The 19622-nt window shown below is 46.2% G+C and carries 18 protein-coding genes; 9 read left to right on the top strand and 9 right to left on the bottom strand.

Features of this window, described 5'->3' with window-relative positions:
* Positions 1-71: 71 nt before the first annotated feature.
* Together NDA06_RS22560 and NDA06_RS22555 are read left to right on the top strand one after the other, a co-directional pair.
* Entirely contained in the window at positions 72-959 is an 888-nt protein-coding gene (locus NDA06_RS22560) for an ABC transporter permease (RefSeq protein WP_190985418.1), read from the top strand.
* A 50-nt stretch (positions 960-1009) separates the two neighbouring features.
* A complete protein-coding gene (locus NDA06_RS22555; RefSeq protein WP_190985417.1) occupies positions 1010-1834 on the top strand; it encodes an ATP-binding cassette domain-containing protein in 825 nt (274 codons plus the stop codon).
* An 84-nt stretch (positions 1835-1918) separates the two neighbouring features.
* Here NDA06_RS22555 and NDA06_RS22550 read toward each other — a convergent pair whose 3' ends face one another.
* On the bottom strand, positions 1919-3928 hold the full coding sequence (locus NDA06_RS22550; RefSeq protein WP_190985416.1) for a LysR substrate-binding domain-containing protein: 2010 nt from the start codon (positions 3926-3928) through the stop codon (positions 1919-1921).
* A 227-nt stretch (positions 3929-4155) separates the two neighbouring features.
* Here NDA06_RS22550 and NDA06_RS22545 point away from each other — a divergent pair, with 227 nt between their 5' ends.
* Genes NDA06_RS22545 through NDA06_RS22525 form a run of 5 tightly spaced genes read left to right on the top strand, consistent with a single transcriptional unit; the run spans position 4156 to position 8362 of the window.
* Positions 4156-5859 carry a fumarate reductase/succinate dehydrogenase flavoprotein subunit gene (locus NDA06_RS22545; RefSeq protein ID WP_199324043.1) on the top strand — a complete coding sequence of 568 codons (1704 nt, stop codon included), beginning with the start codon at positions 4156-4158 and terminating at the stop codon, positions 5857-5859.
* Between the two features lie 33 nt (positions 5860-5892).
* Positions 5893-6120, top strand: coding sequence for a ferredoxin family protein (locus NDA06_RS22540; protein WP_071958132.1), 228 nt, complete (start codon positions 5893-5895; stop codon positions 6118-6120).
* A 4-nt stretch (positions 6121-6124) separates the two neighbouring features.
* The gene (locus tag NDA06_RS22535; RefSeq protein WP_190985415.1) at positions 6125-7099 is read left to right on the top strand and encodes a HEAT repeat domain-containing protein; all 975 of its coding nucleotides are present in this window, start codon (positions 6125-6127) and stop codon (positions 7097-7099) included.
* Positions 7092-8177 carry an Mrp/NBP35 family ATP-binding protein gene (locus NDA06_RS22530; RefSeq protein ID WP_190985414.1) on the top strand — a complete coding sequence of 362 codons (1086 nt, stop codon included), beginning with the start codon at positions 7092-7094 and terminating at the stop codon, positions 8175-8177. The genes NDA06_RS22535 and NDA06_RS22530 overlap by 8 nt, the downstream gene beginning before the upstream one ends.
* 38 nt (positions 8178-8215) lie before the next feature.
* Positions 8216-8362 carry a hypothetical protein gene (locus tag NDA06_RS22525; RefSeq protein ID WP_190985413.1) on the top strand — a complete coding sequence of 49 codons (147 nt, stop codon included), beginning with the start codon at positions 8216-8218 and terminating at the stop codon, positions 8360-8362.
* Positions 8363-8688: 326 nt separating this feature from the next.
* Here the strand turns inward: NDA06_RS22525 and NDA06_RS22520 are convergent, their stop codons facing one another.
* From NDA06_RS22520 to NDA06_RS22495, 6 genes are all read right to left on the bottom strand, one after another.
* Positions 8689-9138 carry a hypothetical protein gene (locus NDA06_RS22520; protein ID WP_190415064.1) on the bottom strand — a complete coding sequence of 150 codons (450 nt, stop codon included), beginning with the start codon at positions 9136-9138 and terminating at the stop codon, positions 8689-8691.
* A 348-nt stretch (positions 9139-9486) separates the two neighbouring features.
* Positions 9487-10494, bottom strand: a complete 1008-nt coding sequence (locus NDA06_RS22515; protein ID WP_190985412.1) for a hypothetical protein — start codon at positions 10492-10494, stop codon at positions 9487-9489.
* A 163-nt stretch (positions 10495-10657) separates the two neighbouring features.
* A complete protein-coding gene (locus NDA06_RS22510; protein WP_190985411.1) occupies positions 10658-11185 on the bottom strand; it encodes a hypothetical protein in 528 nt (175 codons plus the stop codon).
* Positions 11186-11329: 144 nt separating this feature from the next.
* The gene (locus tag NDA06_RS22505) at positions 11330-11980 is read right to left on the bottom strand and encodes a retron system putative HNH endonuclease (RefSeq protein WP_190524360.1); all 651 of its coding nucleotides are present in this window, start codon (positions 11978-11980) and stop codon (positions 11330-11332) included.
* On the bottom strand, positions 11977-13236 hold the full coding sequence (locus NDA06_RS22500; protein WP_190524357.1) for an AAA family ATPase: 1260 nt from the start codon (positions 13234-13236) through the stop codon (positions 11977-11979). Before NDA06_RS22500 ends, NDA06_RS22505 begins: the two co-directional genes overlap by 4 nt.
* 8 nt (positions 13237-13244) lie before the next feature.
* Positions 13245-14198 (bottom strand): metallophosphoesterase, encoded by a 954-nt coding sequence (locus NDA06_RS22495; protein ID WP_190524354.1) that lies wholly within the window; start codon positions 14196-14198, stop codon positions 13245-13247.
* A 144-nt stretch (positions 14199-14342) separates the two neighbouring features.
* On the opposite strand from NDA06_RS22495, the gene NDA06_RS22490 reads away from it, so the two are divergent.
* On the top strand, positions 14343-15383 hold the full coding sequence (locus NDA06_RS22490; RefSeq protein WP_190426243.1) for a hypothetical protein: 1041 nt from the start codon (positions 14343-14345) through the stop codon (positions 15381-15383).
* 89 nt (positions 15384-15472) lie between these two features.
* Here NDA06_RS22490 and NDA06_RS22485 read toward each other — a convergent pair whose 3' ends face one another.
* Positions 15473-15628: a hypothetical protein gene (locus NDA06_RS22485; RefSeq protein ID WP_190415069.1), complete on the bottom strand. Its 156-nt coding sequence runs from the start codon at positions 15626-15628 to the stop codon at positions 15473-15475.
* A 213-nt stretch (positions 15629-15841) separates the two neighbouring features.
* Positions 15842-16543: an N-acetylmannosamine-6-phosphate 2-epimerase gene (locus tag NDA06_RS22480; protein WP_190985410.1), complete on the bottom strand. Its 702-nt coding sequence runs from the start codon at positions 16541-16543 to the stop codon at positions 15842-15844.
* Between the two features lie 136 nt (positions 16544-16679).
* Here NDA06_RS22480 and cobN point away from each other — a divergent pair.
* A partial coding sequence (cobN, locus tag NDA06_RS22475) for a cobaltochelatase subunit CobN (RefSeq protein ID WP_348251866.1) occupies positions 16680-19622 on the top strand: 2943 nt, incomplete at its 3' end.

Genomic DNA, 19622 nt, shown 5'->3' with positions numbered 1-19622 from the left:
GCGGTTGCGCGATGAATGAAGGGGAGCGCTCGCAACGATAGAACTATATTGATTCAAATGAGAGGTTTGTAATGGCTGTATCTCCAAAATCAGCACGAAAGACAAAAGGAGAGAAGTACAGTGTACTGAGTAGCAAATTTTTGAAGCAGCGCCCCTTGTCAAAATTAGCGCTTATAAGTTTGGCACTGCTCAAAAGTCGCAATTTAAAGCGAGCAATTTCCATTGTTTTATTCTTTGGGATCTGGCAGCTTTTGTGCGTCACTCAGTTCAATTTCTTCATCAATTTCACCTTTTTACCCTCTCCAGTTGAAGTTTGGAATGCAACAGTTGAATTCTTTTCTGGCAATGCGGCTGTGCATATTACTGCTAGTCTTCAACGAGTTTTGCTGGGATTTGGAATTGCGGCTATTCTGGGCGTTAGCTTGGGCATCATGATTGGCTGGTTTCGGCAAATTGAAGATTTGCTTTTTATTCCATTAGAGTTGCTCAGACCAATTCCCGCCGTCGCCTGGATACCGCTGGCAATTCTCATGTTTCCCAATGCAGAGTCAGGGATGGTGTACATCACATTTCTAGGCGCATTCTTCCCAATCTTGATCAGCACAATTCGGGGAGTAGAAAGCACAGATATAGTGCTGCTGCGAGTAGGGCAGTGTTTGGGGGCTAAACAGTGGCACATTTTTAAAGATATTGTGGTGCCAGGAGCGATGCCCAACATTGCCAGCGGTTTGGTTATTGGTATGGGAAATGCCTGGTTTTGTTTGGTAACAGCTGAAATTTTGGCAGGTCGGTTTGGAGTGGGTTATCTAACTTGGGAGTCCTATGTTACCTCGAATTATCCACCAATTGTGATGGGAATGCTGCTGATTGGTTTGATGGGTTTGATAAGCACGCTGATTGTCGATCTCTTAACGAAGTTGCTGATGCCTTGGCGAGTAACGAAAAAGCAGGGTGTGTAGTTTCCTGAAAATGAATATTCAAGTTGCCTATTTTTGGAGGTTTAGAGGCTGTGGCAACCCTAGCAAAAAAGCAGGTTAGCGCCTTGGCGAAAGGGTCAGTTGAAGTTAAAGATTTATCCGTTGCCTTTAAGCGACGAGACCAGTACGGGCCTTTGCTGGTTCTAGAATCAACAAACTTCAAAATTAATCCTGGTGAATTTGTCTGTTTGTTGGGACCATCGGGCTGCGGCAAGTCAACGATTCTAAACTTGATTGCTGGTTTTCTGAAGCCAACAAGGGGACAGGTATTAGTGGATGAACAACCCGTTGAAAGACCGGGAGCAGATCGCGGATTTGTTTTTCAGCAATACTCGCTCCTACCCTGGAAGACCACCTTTGAGAACGTGGAATTTGGTTTAAAAATTCAGGGTATTTCTAGAGTAGAACGAACTGAATTGGTAAATGATTACTTAGACCGAGTCGGCTTGTATAAGCATCGTCATTCTTATCCTCATCAGCTATCAGGAGGAATGCAACAACGTGCAAGCATTGTGCGGGCACTGGTAAATTCACCCTCAGTATTGTTGATGGATGAACCATTTGCAGCCTTGGATGCTCAGACTCGGCACATGATGCAGGAGTTGCTGCTGAACATTTGGAGCGATTTGAAATCCACGGTTATTTTTGTCACCCACGATATTGAAGAAGCCATCTTTTTGAGCGATCGCATTCTGGTTATGGGCGTTCGTCCAGGGCATATCAAAGAAACAGTTGTGGTGAATCTCGATCGACCCCGCCATATAGATACGATGCTTTCACCGGATTTTGTGAATCTCAATCGGCAAGTCTTTGAATTGATTCGCGAAGAAACTCTCAAGAGTATGGAGTTGGGTTGATTGAAGCAAACCGTATTTGTACTGCTCGTACAGCCCAAGTGTGTTGCTTTCGATAGCGGCTTGGCGTGTCCTTTGTTGTCCCTTTTACCAACTGCTTAAGTTCTGAGATTGATGGAGAAATTCGGTTTGAATCCAGCGATCGAGGTTAATTGTCTCTAGTCCTTCATTTCCGGGAACTAGACGCAGTTGGGCAATGTGTTGAGTAATCCAGTCGGGACGAATCATCATCTCGCAGAAAAAGCGCCCAGGTTGATTCTGGTGATAGACATTGCTGAGAATTTGGGAGACAATTTCGGCATCCAGGTTTGTCCACTGGCTGATCAGAGAAAGCGCAGAGGGCGTAATGGTATACCAATATTGGGCAGCGCTTAAGGCTTTTAGGTAAGCGATTACAACTTCCGGATACTGTTCTGCTAACTCTGCACTCACCACTACACCATGAAAGGCAGGTAACACATTCAAATTGTCACCTGGCAAATAACGAAACTTGCCTTGACGATAGGCAATATCGTGAAAGGGAGCAAAATGAGCATACCCATCTGCTTGAATGGAATAATCAAAGGGCTGAGTAATGTTGGAGTTCTCTAAGGAAGCAAGCTTAACCTCGTTAAGTAAGTTCGCAGAATTGAGCGATCGCATCACCATCCCATGTGCAGAAGAACTGAAAGGAACCGCAATTACACCTCCTCGTAAGTCTTCGATACTTTGCAGTTTGGACTTATTGGGAACAATTACGGCATTACAGGAACCATCGGGATTCGTTGAAACAAAACTAACCAGGCGAGTCTGTCGAGTTTCACTACCGGAATTATTTTGCTGGATAGCACTCAGTAACAAGGGATAATCCCCTAAAACGCCAATATCTAGTTGTCCGGAGTGTAACCCTTGAATAATCGGTGCTCCTGTTAAAAAATCGCACCAGTGGATGCGATACTGAGTGGAACTGTATCGCCCTTCTCTCGGTAAGAAGTGTTCTAGTAAGCCTAAGCGCTGAATCACTAAGCCCGCCGTTACTGTTGGAATCGTGCTGTTTTGAATCCCGATCGCTAAATCAATTGTCTCAGGATGTTGCACGGAGTTGGAACGAATGATTAGGTTAGGCGATCGCAAACGCACTGGGGTTGAATGAGGACAAACAGAGGCTTGCTGTTGCTCTTGACAATTCTCAACCAGATCTATGAACTTTTGCATCGGGTTTGAGTTGCGCGAGCGCCGATTTTGCGGCAATGAGTCTGTAAGCGCAGATTGGCTTAATCGTTTGGGTAACACTAGGAAAACATTACCGGATAAGGCAAATTCTTGCAGGGGAATTGCAACAAGCATTCCCGATTGACATTCAGATTGAAATTCAAAGTTAGAAGCAAATCCTAAATAATGACCCTGCATCATATAGGTTCGCATCAAACTGAGAGTATCAACTGTTTCAATTTGAGCGAAATCTGAAAAATTTATCCCTAATTCAGTTAGTCGAGATTCAAACATTAAACGACTAGGGCAGCCAGTATTTAGCATCACCCATCGTTCTTTTTGCAACTCTTTCAAACTCAACCAGGTTTGATTCGCTAAAGGATGATTTGCCGCAACGACTAAGTAATAGTGAATTGGTGCAATTGGGGTTGCTGATATTTCCGAAAACTCTGCAAAATTAATATCTGAAATTCCTATATCAATCTGACTGCTGGTAATGGCTCGATAGAGAAATTCAACCGAGTCAAATACGACACACTGAGTCTGAATCCCAGGATACTGCTGACGGTACTGAAAGAGAATTTCAGGTAGCCATCCATTAGCGATCGCGGCTGTGGAGCCGATTTTGAGATTGCCAAATTTGCCTTTTTTGATTTCTTCGACTTTGGCAAACAATTGATTTTCAACCTCAATCAGTCTTGGCCCTTCCTCCCATAAAAACTGTCCCACCTCGGTTAGCTGAATCTTACGACCAAGACGATAAAACAGGTCAGTTCCTAGTTCAGTTTCCAGGGATTTTATTTTGGCGCTGACCGCAGGCTGACTCAGATTTAGAGCATCAGCAGCTTCAGTAAAACTGAGGTGCCTAGCCACCTCCAGAAATACTTTAACTTGATAAACCTCCACGTTCTCTAACCCCCCAAATTGAAATTTTTATTTTACAGCTTAATGAATGAATAAAGCTAATTTATAAGATCATAAAAAACGCGAATGAATAGATGGTATTTTTGGTTACAAAAAAGCTTGTAACTTTTAATTCTCTTCTCTAATATAAAAAAAGGTAAAAAAGCGGACTTAGTGAATTTATTCGTACAAAGTTATAAAAGTTTTTGCTAACTGAAGAGGAGTTAAGAGTGGATACTCAATGGATGAAGACCGATGTTTTAGTCATTGGTGGTGGTACTGCCGGAACGATGGCAGCAATCAAGGCAAAACAGGCAAATCCTGAGGGAGAGGTGCTGATTTTAGAGAAAGCGAATATCCGCCGCAGTGGGGCGATCGCAATGGGTATGGATGGGGTCAATACAGCCGTCATTCCTGGTAATTCTACCCCAGAGCAATATGTTCGCGAAATAACGATTTCCAACGATGGCATTGTGAATCAAAAAGCGGTCTACCAAACTGGTAAACTCGGCTTTGAAGTCATTCAAGAACTAGAAAGCTGGGGCGTGAAGTTCCAAAAAGATGCCCAAGGAGACTACGACTTAAAGCAAGTGCATCGCGTCGGTAAATACGTGCTACCGATGCCCGAAGGAAAAGACCTCAAACAAATTTTGACCCGACAAGTTAAGCGCCACAAAGCCAAAGTCACAAATCGGGTCATGGCGACTCGCGTTCTAGTCAAGGACGGACGCGCCATTGGTGCAGTCGGGTTTGATGTGCGAAACGGCGATTTTGTGGTGATTCAGGCAAAAGCCGTCGTTCTGTGTACAGGAGCCTGCGGACGCTTGGGTTTACCCGCCTCCGGCTATCTCTACGGCACCTACGAAAACCCCACCAACGCGGGTGACGGCTACTCAATGGCGTATCACGCAGGCGCAGAACTCACCAATATCGAGTGTTTTCAAATTAACCCCTTGATGAAGGACTACAACGGGCCAGCCTGCGCCTATGTAGCCAGTCCGTTTGGAGCTTACACCGCCAATGCTGAAGGACACCGCTTTATCAGTTGCGACTACTGGAGCGGTCAGATGATGCTAGAAATCTGGAAGGAGTTGAACTCTGGGAAAGGCCCCGTTCAACTGAAGATGACTCACTTAGATGAAGACACCATTTCAGAAATTGAGTCTATTTTATGGGCGAATGAACGACCCAGCCGAGGCAGATTCCATGAAGGGAGAGGCGAAAACTACCGCACAAATGGCGTAGAGATGAATATCTCGGAAATCGGTTTGTGTAGCGGTCACAGCGCTTCTGGAGTCTGGGTGAACGAGAAGGCGGAGACAACGGTTCCAGGATTATATGCCGCCGGAGATATGGCCAGCGTTCCCCACAATTACATGATTGGGGCGTTTGTATTTGGTCGATTGGCGGGTACAAATGCGGTGGATTATATCGAAGGGTTAGAGCATCTTGAACCCGATGCTGATGTTTTAGAGGCGGAAAGACAACGGATTTATGCCCCGTTGAACAACCCGAATGGCGTACCGCATACCCAGGTGGAGTATAAGTTACGGCGATTGGTCAATGACTACCTCCAGCCGCCCAAAGTAGACCACAAGATGGAAATTGGCTTGAGAAACTTTGTGCGCTACCACGAAAGCCTAGAGATGATGGGCGCACGCGACCCCCATGAACTGATGCGCTGCATGGAGGTTCACTTTATTCGCGATTGTGCTGAGATGGCAGCCCGCGCCTCGCTATATCGTCGGGAAAGCCGTTGGGGACTCTACCATTACCGCGTGGATTATCCCGATAAGAACAATGAAGAATGGTTCTGCCACGTCAATCTTAAGAAAGACGAATCAGGCGAGATGGCTTTGTTCAAACGTCCGGTTGAGCCTTATGTGGTGGACGTTGATATTGAACGCGAAGTTTATGACGTGGCGGTGCGCTAAGTCGGTCAATTTGTAGCAAACAGAGGAAGAGTTATGGCTTTAGCTATGCAACGGGTTGACGTACCCGTAATCGTGGATGAATCGAAATGCTTAGAAAAGTGTACGGCTTGCATTGAAGTTTGTCCGCTGGATGTATTGGCGAAGAACCCTGAAACAGGCAAAGCCTATATGAAGTACGACGAGTGCTGGTTTTGCTTGCCTTGCGAGAAGGAATGTCCCACCAACGCAATTACAGTACAAATTCCCTTTTTGTTGCGATAGAGGAATGAAGATGTCTGTGGATACTGAATTGAACCAATGGTTAGAAATGTTGCGATCGCCCGACGAAAGCGATCGCCTGGTGGCAGTGAAAATGCTGCAACATTTGGGCGATGAGGATGCCCTGGAACCCTTGATTGCAGCTTTGCAAGATCAAAGTATGGCGGTGCAAAAGCTAGCGGTGACGGCGCTGTGGGAACTGGCAAATCCTAAAGCAGTTCCGGCGTTGGTAGAATGTCTGGCTTCAACTGATGAGGAGATTCGGGAAGAAGCACTATCCGCCTTGGGGGAATTAGTCACGCCCGATCGCTTGTTGCTGCTGCTAGATGCACTGCATCGAGATGACGTGAATATGCAACTGAATATATTAATTCTGTTGCGGAAGATTCACGATGCTCAGTCTTTGCCCTACGTGCTGCCGTTCTTTGCATCAGGAAATGCGGAGTTACGGGAAGCAGCAGTAACCACGCTACGCTATCTTAATCAAGTGGAACGCTGTCAAGAAGCGATCGCCTTAATGTCCGACCCCGATGAGAACGTGCGGCGTTCTGCTGCCCTGACATTAGGACATTTAACAGATGCAGAAGTAGTTCCCAGTCTGTGTCAAGCACTGACTACCGACAAAGATTGGCAAGTGCGACGCAATGCGGCAAAATCGTTGGCACTCCACGCTGATCTTGCGGCAGTTCCGGCTTTAGAAACGGCTTTGGCAGATGAGCATTGGCAGGTGCGGAAGTTTACGCTTCAGGCGTTGCAGAAAACACCTGCTGATCAAACCTTACCTGCGTTAGTGAAAGCGTTGGCAGATGAGTATTCGGATGTGCGTCGAGATGCAGCGATTGCACTCGGTATCCTGAAGAATCCAACTGCCCTCAATGCACTCCAGCAATCCCTGGACGATCCAGACAAAGACGTGTGTATTTACGCACAACGAGCGATTCAGACGATCCAAGAGTCCACGCCAGAGACATCTAATGCCTAGCCATCAATCTCCCTTCCGCCAAACTCATTCAATAGAGGAAATTGCCACTCCTCCCGATCCGGTGACTGAATCTCGGCAACGAGAGGTTGTCCAGTCTCTCAAACAGGTGATGGAACCCATCCTCAAAAACGACATCGTTAGCTTAGGGATGGTGCGGAATCTGCGGGTTGTGGATGACTATATTTATCTACGCCTATATGTGGGGAAACATCAGCATCACCTACAGGCCGAAATTCAATCGGCACTTTCGCCCGTAACTTGGTGCAAGAAAATTTATATCCAAATTTGTACCATTCCCGGTGTCAGAACGACGTTGGCAATTTCCAGTGGCAAGGGAGGCGTAGGCAAGTCCACAACATCGGTTAATTTAGCCGCCGCTTTGAGTTTACAGGGGGCGAAGGTGGGCCTACTCGATGCGGATGTCTATGGCCCCAACGTCCCTCAGATGTTGGGATTGGGACAGGCAAATGTAAAGGTGATTGATACACCCAACGGTCAAAAGTTTCTTCCCCTAGAAGCTCACGGCATCAAAGTCATGTCTGTAGGACTGCTGGCAGAACCCGATCATCCCCTCGCTTGGCGAGGGCCTGTCCTACACAAAATCGTGACTCAGTTTATTCAGGAGGTGGAATGGGGAGAATTAGATTATCTGCTGATTGATTTGCCTCCTGGTACAGGCGATGCTCAAATTACGATTGTCCAAGAAAGTCCGATTTGTGGCGTAATTTTGGTGACGACTCCCCAACAAGTGGCGGTTTCGGATGTGCGTCGCAGTGTCCATATGTTTCGTCGTGTCGGCATTCCCGTGCTTGGCATTATCGAGAATATGAGTTATTTGATCTGCGGTCACTGTGGCGATCGCACTCCGATTTTTGGGAGTGGTGGAGGGCAGCAGCTATCGACAGAACTCCAAGCCCCTTTACTGGGGCAGGTTCCGATTGACCCTAGTATTTGTATGGGTGGGGATACGGGAACGCCTTTGACCCTAACGCATCCAGGTTCCACAGTGGGGCAAGTATTTGTACAAATGGCTAGGGCGATCGAGATGACTTTTGGCCCTTGTGAAGTGCTGACTTGATAATTGATTAGGGCATTGCACAATCGAAGCATAATGCAATGTCCACATTGTCAAGCAAACCAAACCGTCAAGAACGAACGACGCAACCCTCAACAGAGCGATTGATGATGCAGTTGCGATCGCCAATTTTGCGAAACTTCCACGAAACGCTGACGACCCCGAAAAAGTTGAAGAACACGGCTTAAAACTCTATCGTTCTTCCATCATTATTCTCAGATGAAAAGATGTAACCCTTCCCACACAAGCATTTTAGTTTTACGCAACAACTATATCTAGAAGATTAGAAAATAAAGCGATAAACCCAATTCCAGTCAGAGTTAAAAAATCGTCTTAAATTTTTGTTTTCAGAGAGTGACAAGACAGGGATAGCGGCGAGTAAGCTTGTGTTTCGTTTCTTTACTTTTATTTCTCTTGCCGAAGTAGAATTGCAAACAGCCAATCAATGTACATCCATCCTTCAGGTTTAAATGAACGGAATAATGTACATTGACCTTTCCCTAACAACTATTCTCTAGTTACCAAGAGCATCCTTGATGCTATCAACAGCCTTTTCAACAAGACCTTTTGTGTTGTCTACTGCTTCCTTAGTCCGAGCCGCATCTTCATCTGCTCTTTTCTCAATTCGCGCTGCATCTCTGTTGGCTTTACGCTCAATGAGATTCCCATGCCCATCCGTTCCTTCCTCGACTCGGTCGGCATTCTTATTGGCAGTTGCTTTTACCTTGTCTTTGACATCGTCAATGAAATTCTTGCTTCGGTTCAAATCTTCATTGGCTTTTCCTTTAACCTGGTCGCTCGTATCTACAGATGCGATTAGGTTTGCACTAGGAGCAGCCATTGCTGCGCTGGTCGAGAAAAAGGCACCCTGCCAAACAAACGCGATCGCTGACACGCAAAACAGCGTTGTAGCCAGCCAACGTCCTACAGTTGAAAGCCCTTTCGTAAAATAATTTGGTTGCATAGAACACAATCTCATTAGGTTTAGCAATCCTATATTTACTTCATTTGGCTTATCAGCTAAACCGCTCTCTAGACAGATGTTGCCTTATTACAAATTGTTCAAATAATTCACTCTTCCGATAGATTGAACAAATATCATCCAGCCTGCATAGGTTTAAACTTAATATATTAACAACCTAATAATTCTATTTCTATTAGACTACAATACCCATACTGGTTAACTGACAAAACTCAAGAGATCGAACGACAAGAGTTTACTGTAAAGTTTTATTACAAGTGGTGTTAATTCTGTTTTTTCAAGGCAACTGCATCCGGCAGGATTAGCTTATCCGTGTGCTTGAATATTATTTCAGTTGTGAGAAGAAGTACTGCCTTCTGCGGGTGGCGTCGGCTTAGATGCTAATTCAGCAGTGCTATCATTTGCGGGTGTAGTCGTTTCCGTGTCTTTTTTAGCTTGCCACAAAAGTGTTTTTATCTTCTGTAAATGCTCAAATGGCAAAACGGTACCCTTCGTAATCTTTAGTTTAGTAGTCCCGCTAGGACTTTCGGAGTGTTTTCGCACTTCCTCAACCAGCTCTTTAAAAATCTCAATTGCCTCGTCTACTTTAGGATTTACTCCTTGAATTTGATTTAAATGTTTGCTGACTTCCTCGAAGTCGCTGGGGTCTAAAGTCGCGTCTCTGGTAAACTTTAGCTCAGTCAATCCTCTAGGGCTTTCTGAATGCTTTCGCACTTCCTGCACTAGCTTGTCAAAATCCTTAATTGCTTCATCGATTGGTTGTTGCGGTTTAATACTTCTTGCACTGACCTCGTTTATCCCAGTTTGAAGTACCGCGACTAATAACCGATCCTGTAGAGCGCGAAAGATCAAAGTACCTGCGGAACCAGCAACGGCGGAGGTTGCTAACAGGATAAAAGCCGTTTCTGGTCGGACAATCGCGATAGCTGGAGGTGCAGCAAGGGCACCAATGAGTAACCGTGCCACTACCCCTAAATCAATCACATTCGTAGAATGAGCATAGGCAAACTTTACCGCTAAATCATCATCAGTCGGCTTATGAGGTAACTCAATATTTCCCTGGAGATTGAGCAGTTCGTAAACTAACCCACCCAGGCTTCCAGCAGCGAGGATTACCCCAAGCATCATCCAAAATTTGCAGTCAGCTAAATTAGGGGTTTCTAAAATTTCTTTTACATTTATCTCCCAACTATTGGGTTTAATTTGATTAGAATTTGGAATAGGGCTGGATGTAGGAGGTAGAGTTGGATTTGGGGAAACGCTTTGACTGTAGGCTGCTGTAGCCGTCAGGCTCGTAGTTAGAAGAAAACCAGAAATAAGAATGTTTATGCGCTTCATTTTTTAGTTATTTGCTTCTACTTTGATATGGTTATAGTTAAAAAACTGCTATAGCAATCGTATTTGAATTGCGATATGCCAGCAGGTCAGAATCCCTCACCTCTTGCACGGATGGTTGAAACCGCACCTACACAAACGAAACCTGCCTACGCAAGTTACAAGACTAAATCTTGTCTGTTGTTTTAGAAATCACGAGAGCAGTAGTATAAGCTGATTTTTGAGTTTCTGATCCACTAATGGGAGCTGGCTGAAGGTCTACAAACTTAATATTATAGTTGCTGTCAAAGTTGTGAACTGCTAATGCTGGATTTCCGCCACCAGTGGTCAAAACAAAATCTCCTATATTTTGACCATCTTTCCAAATATTTACCACGATTTTTGCTCGTCCTGCCCAAATACACTGGATATTAATAGGACAGCGCGAATCTTCTGTGATGTCAGTAAATTTCACCCAAATATTTTCATCAGGTAAAATAGCGGTTTCGTTTAAATTTATCTGAAACTCACGATTTAATTGAGTAATAATTAACTTCCCGTTTTGTTGAGCGAGTAATTGGGAAGCAGGTGAAGTAATCGGTTCGGTGGCTAGTTGAGCGTCTTTTTGTGCTAAAGATAAGGATTGAATACTGAAAACAACTGCACAAGCCAAGACGAGAAGGAATAATCTAATTTTGGGATTCTGCAATTTCATGATTGTTGTTTTTTCTCATCCTTTTTAAGAAAATAAAATATTTCGTCTTATTCGGAGGCTAAAAAATTAGTGACTCGCAGTGAAATAGGCGGATGAACTAGATGCGATCGCGTATTTCCTCCTATCCATTAATCTAGCTCAATATTAAGGATAGTATGCCTTAAAGATATAAGCGATCGCAGCACAAAACGGCGTGTATTGTCCCTTTGCATCTAACTGCTTGTAGCTTTGAGCAAACTGTTGTATCTCTTCGTCCGTTAGTCCCTCAATCGCTAACAAGACTCCATTAATCGCCTCGCGACGCATTGCCCTCAGCTTGTCAATGTCGAGTCCAAGCTGAGAAATCGTTGTTGCTGCTGTTGCTTGCTTACCTAAATCGTCTGTTGGTAGGATTTCTCCTGAACCAGAGTACCTAAAGAAATTAGTGCAGTCCGCATCTAAAGGAGAAACCATTAAATGCTCATCGTACCAGTCATCTTTTTTGCGTCCACAATGAACCGGGAGTGGGGGTGGTTCTTCACTTTCTCCCTGGCATGAAGCCAACAGATTTGTGTACTCTAGCGCTAGATGTGGATAGGAGCTTTGGGGTTTTAGATGTTCGATATGGCTATTTTCTCTAGCAATACGCATTCCGCAATAGCAACAGGTATAACCTTGCTCTTGCAGCAGCCTATTACAAACATCTGTTTTCTCTTGTCCGCGTAGGTCATCATAAGTGGGTATCCAGTCTTCGTTAGCGAGCGCTTTCCACTTGGTGAAACTTTCCGGCTCCTTGTTTTTTCTGATGTACTTCATCGGTTAAGAATTTCTTTTCGCCGCATGAGTACATCTGCCCTAACAAACTCTGGTTCATCAGTTCCAATTTGGTCAGCGATTTGTTGGCGCAATTGTTTAGCACCGTCAAGATCCCCCTTATCGATGAGTCGAAATAGCTCCAGGAGTTCGTCTTTGATTTCCTGCGGACGGGCTGGAACACCCATGAGGTCTTCTAAAATACGATTGCTGTCTCTACCAAAAGAACTTTCTGGACGTTTAGCAACAACACCTTCAGATGTTGCCTCTAGAATATAGATTCCATTAGGTTTAACTTCGCTGATTACCTGTGGGGAATGGGTTGTAACGATGAACTGACAATTAGGAAATGTTCTTGTTAACGCGGGAATAATTTCGCGTTGCCATTTCGGGTGAAGGTGCAGTTCAATTTCGTCAATGAGAACAACGCCTTCGCCTTGGAGTGGATCAGGTAAACCTGGGTTTGCGATCGCTAACCTTCTCGCTAAATCTCCCACCATTGCCAATAAGCCTTTCTCACCATCAGACAGCTGCTCGATGATAAGTTCCTGACCTTGTTTTGTGGCAATCATTCGTAAAGGCGATCGCCTCACCCGCAAGTTAGAAAAATCGGGCATCAGTGAATATATGGCTTGCCTTACTGCTTCTAGTCGATTATCTCTGTAATCAGTATTATCTCTCCGTTCTTCGTTTTCCAAATCTTCTACCGCTCTGAACCATTGGAAAAAGCTACCGAAGTCAGTTTGTACCCCGGTTAGTGACCACTCGTAGGGATCTATCTGCTCAAGCAGGTTTCCCTTAGGAATTTCCAGGAGAATCTCAAAAACGGCACGATTGACCGGGTAATATACTGCCAAAGGTGTGTTGTTTTCGGGAGTGATTGCTAAATGATTGTATATTTCATCGTCGTCAATAGCCGCTTCTAACTCAGTAAGTTCGCCGCTTTCATCTGTGCTGCCTTTTTGACGAACTTGGGCGAGAGACCACCTTACTTCCCGTGAGGCGATTGAAATTGTAATCTCGTTGTCTGTTCTTTCGTGTCTATTTTTGATGTCTTGACTTCTAAAGAAACGTTCAAAGCTATAATTAAATTCAATTCTCGCTAGCAAGTGAGATAGAAGAATGGCGAGACAATCAAGAATGCTTGATTTTCCCACTCCATTGACGCCGATGAAAACCGTTGGCTCATCAGTATCGAACTCTAGCGTCAGATCGCCAATGCCACGGAACGAACTCATTTTTAGGCGCTTGACTTTCATAGTTTGAATCAGGCTGAGTGCAGCGGAATGATGCCTTGGTCGAAAATGCGGTTATCGCTGCCGATACCGCTAATGATTATTCTGTCTGCATATACATTAAGTGCCGCAAAACTCAATTGACTAGTAGAATGCGCCGTCCATTCTGAACGTTCCACCGGGCGGAGTCCTGCCCCTGCCCCACAGATGAGGTAGGTAGTACCATTGATGGGCTGAGTGCGCTCATAATGGTGGTCGTGACCGTTAATGTAAAGTTGCACTCCGTACTTTTTAAATAGTGGCGTCAAGGTTTGTATAAAGGGTTGATTAACCCCGTATGCACCCGATGAATAAATCTGGTGATGACCAACAACTACTTTCCAAGGGGCATTACTGCGAGTGAGTTCTTTTTCTAACCATTTTAGTTGAGTTTCCCAGTCAGCATTCTCATTAGTATCTAAAGCAAAAAATTGTACGGGGTTGCGGCGGAATGTGTAGTAGCGTTGTCCCTGCATATTAAAGCCTGGATAGCGCACTTGGGGTTCTCCGTTATCGGTGCGGATGTCGTGATTGCCAAGAACCGCCTGAAATTTTACTCCGCGCCGCAATAAAGCTTGATAGGGGCGCTCAAAGACATCGACAATTTTCTCGATTTCACCGTTGTTGTAAATATTGTCACCCGCAAGAATTGCTAAATCAAAGGGCTTTAGCGCGTGGTAACGAGCCATTGACGCTGCTACAGCATACTGGCTTGCCGAACCAGTGCCGGTGTCAGCGACGGAGACAAACCGCAGGAGAGGGGATTGTGATGAACTAACGGTTGTCGATTTGGAGCCTAAGTTGGAGGAAGGGGAGGTTTTTGACGTCTCTCCTGGGTTGATATCTTGACTCTGAGCGATTTGGCTGCGGAATTTTCTGACCAAAAAAGCTAAGCCGAAGCCACTGAGGCTACTTAAAATTAGAAAGTCACGGCGTTTAAGGGGCATGGATTACTTGATTAAGAGTTACGTAAGTTGGGCGCAAGTCGATTAAAGCAGAATAGCAAAGTGGTAGATTAGGGCTGTGAAGGCAGCATTCGGTAAAAATTTACCGTAATTGCACCTATTTGCACTGCCCTCAGGGGAAATTCGATGCCAGAAGATCAACCGAAACAGCCAACTTCTTCAGCTAAACCGGCACCCCAAACGCCGACGCCCACGGGGGCAAAAAGCCAATCGGGAAAAGCCCTCCAGCAAATTTGGGCTAGATTCCAACCCGTTCTGAAAGTGCAAAGCCTTAAAACTCTGCGTGGCACAATTCAGCTACTGGAAGGGGTTGTCGAAAAACTGGAGGCAGAACCTACCGAACAGTTACCCTCAAGGACTCCTTCTCCTCCGGAAAAGGTGGTATTTCAACCTACTGAGGGGGTGACAGAGCTGACGCCAGAAGTAACGCCAGAAGTGACGCCAGAAGCACCAGCATTGGCTACAGAGACGTCAGCCCTGGAAACCTCTGCGGACACGCCAGCACCAGAGACACCCCCTGCTGAGGTGGTGCCTTTGCCACCGACGCCGAGTCCTCTAGAGAGGTTCCGTCAGAGTTGGATGCGCTTTGTGATGTTGTGGAATGCGACGCTGGCGAGAATCCGCTCAATTCTGCCGGAATCAATCAGTCAAAAGCTGTCGAATACGGCTTTGTCGGGCGCGATCGCAGGCGTTCTTCTCGTAGTACTCTGGACAACAGCCGCCCTAATACCTGGGAAGCCTCCGACTGACGTGGCGAATCTTCCGACTTCACAAATTACCACTCCACCGGAATTAAAAGCGCCTGAAGCACCGGAACCCGTGGAAACGGTGACGCCGCCTCCCCCAGTGCTGACTCCAGAGCAAAACCTGATTGCCTCTATCCAAAATCGAGTCACTGAAATTACCAGCCAATATGAAAATGGGCTGATTCAGTCGATTGAAGCTAACTTTCCAGGCAGTTTGCTAATCGTGAAGGTAGGAGATGCTTGGTACAATCTCTCTGTCTCTAAGCAGGACAAATTAGCTGCTGAAATGTTGCAACGTGCTAGGGAACTCGACTTCAGCAAGCTACAAATCGCCGATTCTCAAGGCGACGTGCTAGCGCGTAGTCCAGTCGTGGGAAACACGATGGTGATTGTGAAGCGGCGTCAACTGGCGGCGACTTAGTTGTTGCGCGGGTGCCGCCAAATCTACCTAAAATACTTTTTCTGGTTATACCTTCGAGGCATCGAGGGTATTTTTGTTTTTGCACTTAACTACCGATTTCCCGCACGCACCGATTGGGGCGGATTGTTAAAGTTCAAACTTTGGGTTGGCAGCATCCAGGTAATCAGCAATCCCTGAAATGCACCTACTGCAACCAACGCCCATAAAAAGCCGGTTTTCCTGATAACTCGTGGTAAAGCGTGCATAAAAATTACCCTAGGTAGCGCCCTGGCACATTCACAATTTTTTAGACCACAAAGATAACTAGAGCAATCTTTGTATGCCTCTACCTAAAGAAGTATATCCCAATAATTACCTACGTGCTGAGACTAAATCTAGAAAGAAACTGCTATTTCAAGAGAAATACTGATAATTAAGTAGCCAAAGTTTTAATTATTACAATCATTTTTAGCTAAAAATTATGATTTTTGTGAACTTGGGAAAGCAGCACGGTACGCCTTTACGTTGTAATCTATACCTGTAATTGCGGTACCGACGACAACAGCATAAGCTCCTAATTCCAAGGCGTGTTTAGCTTGCTGCGGTGAGGCAATGCCACCTTCACAAATTGCTGGAACGCTTAGCTGTTCGACTATTTGGGCGAGAAGATCGAAGCCGGGAGGAGCCAGATTTTTTGTTTGGGCAGTGTAGCCATAGAGCGTGGTACCGACAATGTCTGCACCAGCCGCCGCCGCCGCGATCGCGCTCTCTATCGTATCCACATCAGCCATCACCGGCTTGCCTAATTCATCGTGAATCCGGGTAATGAGTGTTTCTATTGTTTCCGCGCCTGGGCGATCGCGTAAAGTAGCGTCAATGGCAATAATGTCCGCACCGGCTTGAGCGATCGCTTCCGCGTGTTCAAACTGCGGCGTAATATAGACTTCGTACCCCGGTATCTGTTGTTTCCACAGCCCGATAATCGGTGCTTTTACCCGTTCCCGGACTGCTTTTACATGAGCGGGTGTATCAATTCTGACACCGACAGCTCCGTTGAGGATCGCCGCTTGCGCGATCGCGGCAATTACCGATGGCTCATGTAAAGGCGAGTCAACCGGAGCCTGACAAGATACAATCAGACCTTGACTCAGCGCGTTTAATCCTTGGGAATTTTGGTTCATGGTTTATCGTCAAATGCCATGAACATTGAACAACGAACCATGAGCTTTGAGCAATCCACTTTCAGCCAAGTATGAGAAAGTCATACCTTGGCAAGAGCGAATCTCAAGAGCCAATCTAAAATCTAAAATCGCTATTATGCATCGTCTAGCCGCTACTCCTGGGGGATGGAATCCTGACGCTGAAGGCGTCATTTTTATCGAACAAACCCCTGCCCCGATCGTCCTTCTCACCGCAGCGGACACCGATATTCAAACTCTCGCCGCAGCAGTATCCAAATTGCCAGAGGGATTTCCAGCGCTACGAGTCGTCAATCTCTTGCAGTTGCAGCAACAGCTCAGTATTGATACTTACGCTGAGGAAGTGCTAGAGCAGGCACAGGTAATTATTCTACGGCTACTGGGAGGACGTTCTTACTGGTCTTACGGGTTAGAAGTGGTACGCGAGACAGTGCAGCGAACGGGTGCAGCATTGATTGTCTTGCCAGGAGACGATCGCCCAGATCCTGATTTAATCAGTCATTCTACTGTTTCTCTATCAGTTGTTAACCAGTTGTGGCGCTACCTCATCGAAGGGGGCGGGGAAAATTTCGCCAGCGCCCTAAAATTTATTGCTGATGTTTGTCTGGAAGGTCGTTACAATCCACTCCCACCCCAAGAAGTTCCTCGCGTGGGGCTTTATCAATGGGAAATGAGGGATGAGGAAGACAATCAGAAAAACCTAACTTCCCAGCCCCCTTCCCTACGAGGGCAAGAGGAGAATGACGCCTCTCTCCTTGCTGGAGAGGGGTTGAAGGAGAAATTAAAGCCAAAAGTTGGAATTTTGTTCTATCGCGCTCATTATTTAGCTGGAAATACAGCAGTCATTGATGCTCTTTGCCAAGCATTAGCCGCACGAAAATTAGAACCCGTCCCCGTTTTTGTCTCTTCTCTGCGAGATCCGGATGTGCAGGCAGACGTCTTGCAACTACTCCAACCCAAAGATGCAGAACCCATACAAATTTTGCTCAGTACCACCAGCTTTGCGATTAGCTCATTACCAATCGCTAATGGTCAAAAACAATTAGCGATTGATAATGAGCCATTAGCACTCAGCACTTTAGATGTACCAGTGTTGCAGGTAATCCTCAGCGGTGGCACGGTGGAACAATGGGAATCTGGGTTTCAGGGGCTATCGCCACGGGATATGGCGATGAATGTAGCGCTACCAGAAGTGGATGGGCGGATTATTAGCCGTGCGGTTTCGTTTAAGGCGGTGCAAACCCGGAATCCTCAGTTAGAAACGGATGTAGTGGTTTATGAGCCAGTACGCGATCGCATTGAGTTTGTTGCTGACTTAGCCTCTAATTGGGTAAAACTACGCCAAACTCCACCATCTGAGCGGCGAATTGCCCTAATTTTGGCTAATTATCCCAACCGAGATGGGCGTCTTGCCAATGGTGTTGGATTGGATACCCCAGAAAGTTGTGTGGAAATCCTCAAGGCGTTGCAGTTGGCTGGGTATCAGGTTGAAAATATCCCGGCAAATGGAGATGAATTGATTGGGCGTTTAACGGCTGGGGTGACGAACGATCCGGAGGGGGGATTGCGCCCAGTCGGGCAATTTGTCTGTGGGGAAGAATATCAGGAGTATTTTGCGACGTTGCCAGTGGACGTGCAGAAGGGAATATGCGATCGCTGGAGTTCGGTTTTGGAGATGAACCGCACTAGCAAAGCCATGCGCGTTAGCGCTTTAGACGCTAAGAACGCGAAGGAAGAGAGGGAAGAGAGATTTATTGAGTTAACTGGTTCTGTTTCTGAATTCCCGATTCCTGGTATTTATCTGGGTAATGTGTTTGTAGGGATTCAACCAGCGCGGGGTTACGATATTGATCCTAGTTTGAATTATCACGCCCCAGATTTAGAACCGCCTCATCGTTATCTTGCTTTTTACTATTGGGTGCGGCAACATTTTGGGGCAGATGCAATCGTTCATGTGGGGAAACATGGGAATTTGGAATGGTTGCCGGGTAAAAGTGTGGCACTCTCTGAAAATTGTTATCCAGAGGTTGCTTTTGGCGCATTACCTCATCTTTATCCTTTTATTGTCAATGACCCTGGCGAAGGTTCGCAAGCTAAACGTCGCGCCCAAGCGGTAATTATTGACCATTTAACGCCGCCGATAACTCGCGCTGAACTTTATGGTTCTTTGCAACAATTGGAAGGATTAATTGACGAGTATTATGAAGCCCAGAGTTTAGATCCGTCGCGCCTGCCAGTGATAAGCGATCGCATCACTCAGCTAATCCTTGAAGAAAACCTCCATCAGGATTTAGGGTTAGAAACTCTTAACAACAGAAGTGAGGAAATCCAAAATTTCCTTACCCGCGCTGATGGGTATCTGTGCGAATTAAAAGAGGCTCAAATTCGAGATGGTTTGCACATTTTTGGGCAATGTCCGCAGGGGCGACAACTCAGAGATTTAATAGTAGCGATCGCTCGTCATCCCGGTACTCATCGTCTCGGTTTAACTCGCGCGATCGCCCAAGATTGGGGTTTGGATTTCGACCCCCTGACAGCCGATCCCGCTCAACCGCTTCCTAGCAGCGCGGAACCCCCCCCTACCCCCCCCGTTCACAGGGGGGGCAACGAGCATACAATTGCCGCCTATCGAACTGTCGGTGACGCAGTTGAAGCATTAGAACAACAAGCAGCTAACTTGGTGGAATATCTACTCATCGCCGCCTCCCTTTCCACCCCCTCTTACCCCCCCTTCGCTAATGGAGAAGCTTGGGGTGGGGTTGATTTAAGTGATGCCACCCCCCTATTCACTCCCTCTTGCCCCCTCCCCGTTAACCAACCGGGTTGGGGTGGGGTAGGCACTGCCACGCAAAAAGAATTGGAGTGGATACGCAACTCCCTCCTGCCTTCCCTGCAACAAACCACCCAAGAAATCACAAACCTATTGCGAGGCTTAGATGGGCGCTTTGTTCCCAGCGGGGCATCTGGTGCACCAACACGAGGACGCCCAGACGTTCTGCCTACGGGTCGCAATTTTTACTCAGTTGATATTCGGGCGATTCCTACAGAAACCGCTTGGCTG

It is taken from the genome of Trichocoleus sp. ST-U1 (assembly GCF_039961835.1).
Taxonomy (GTDB): Bacteria; Cyanobacteriota; Cyanobacteriia; order Cyanobacteriales; family FACHB-T130; genus FACHB-T130.
Note: the sequence above shows the minus strand (reverse complement) of the source record. Positions and strands in the feature narration are given on the sequence as shown.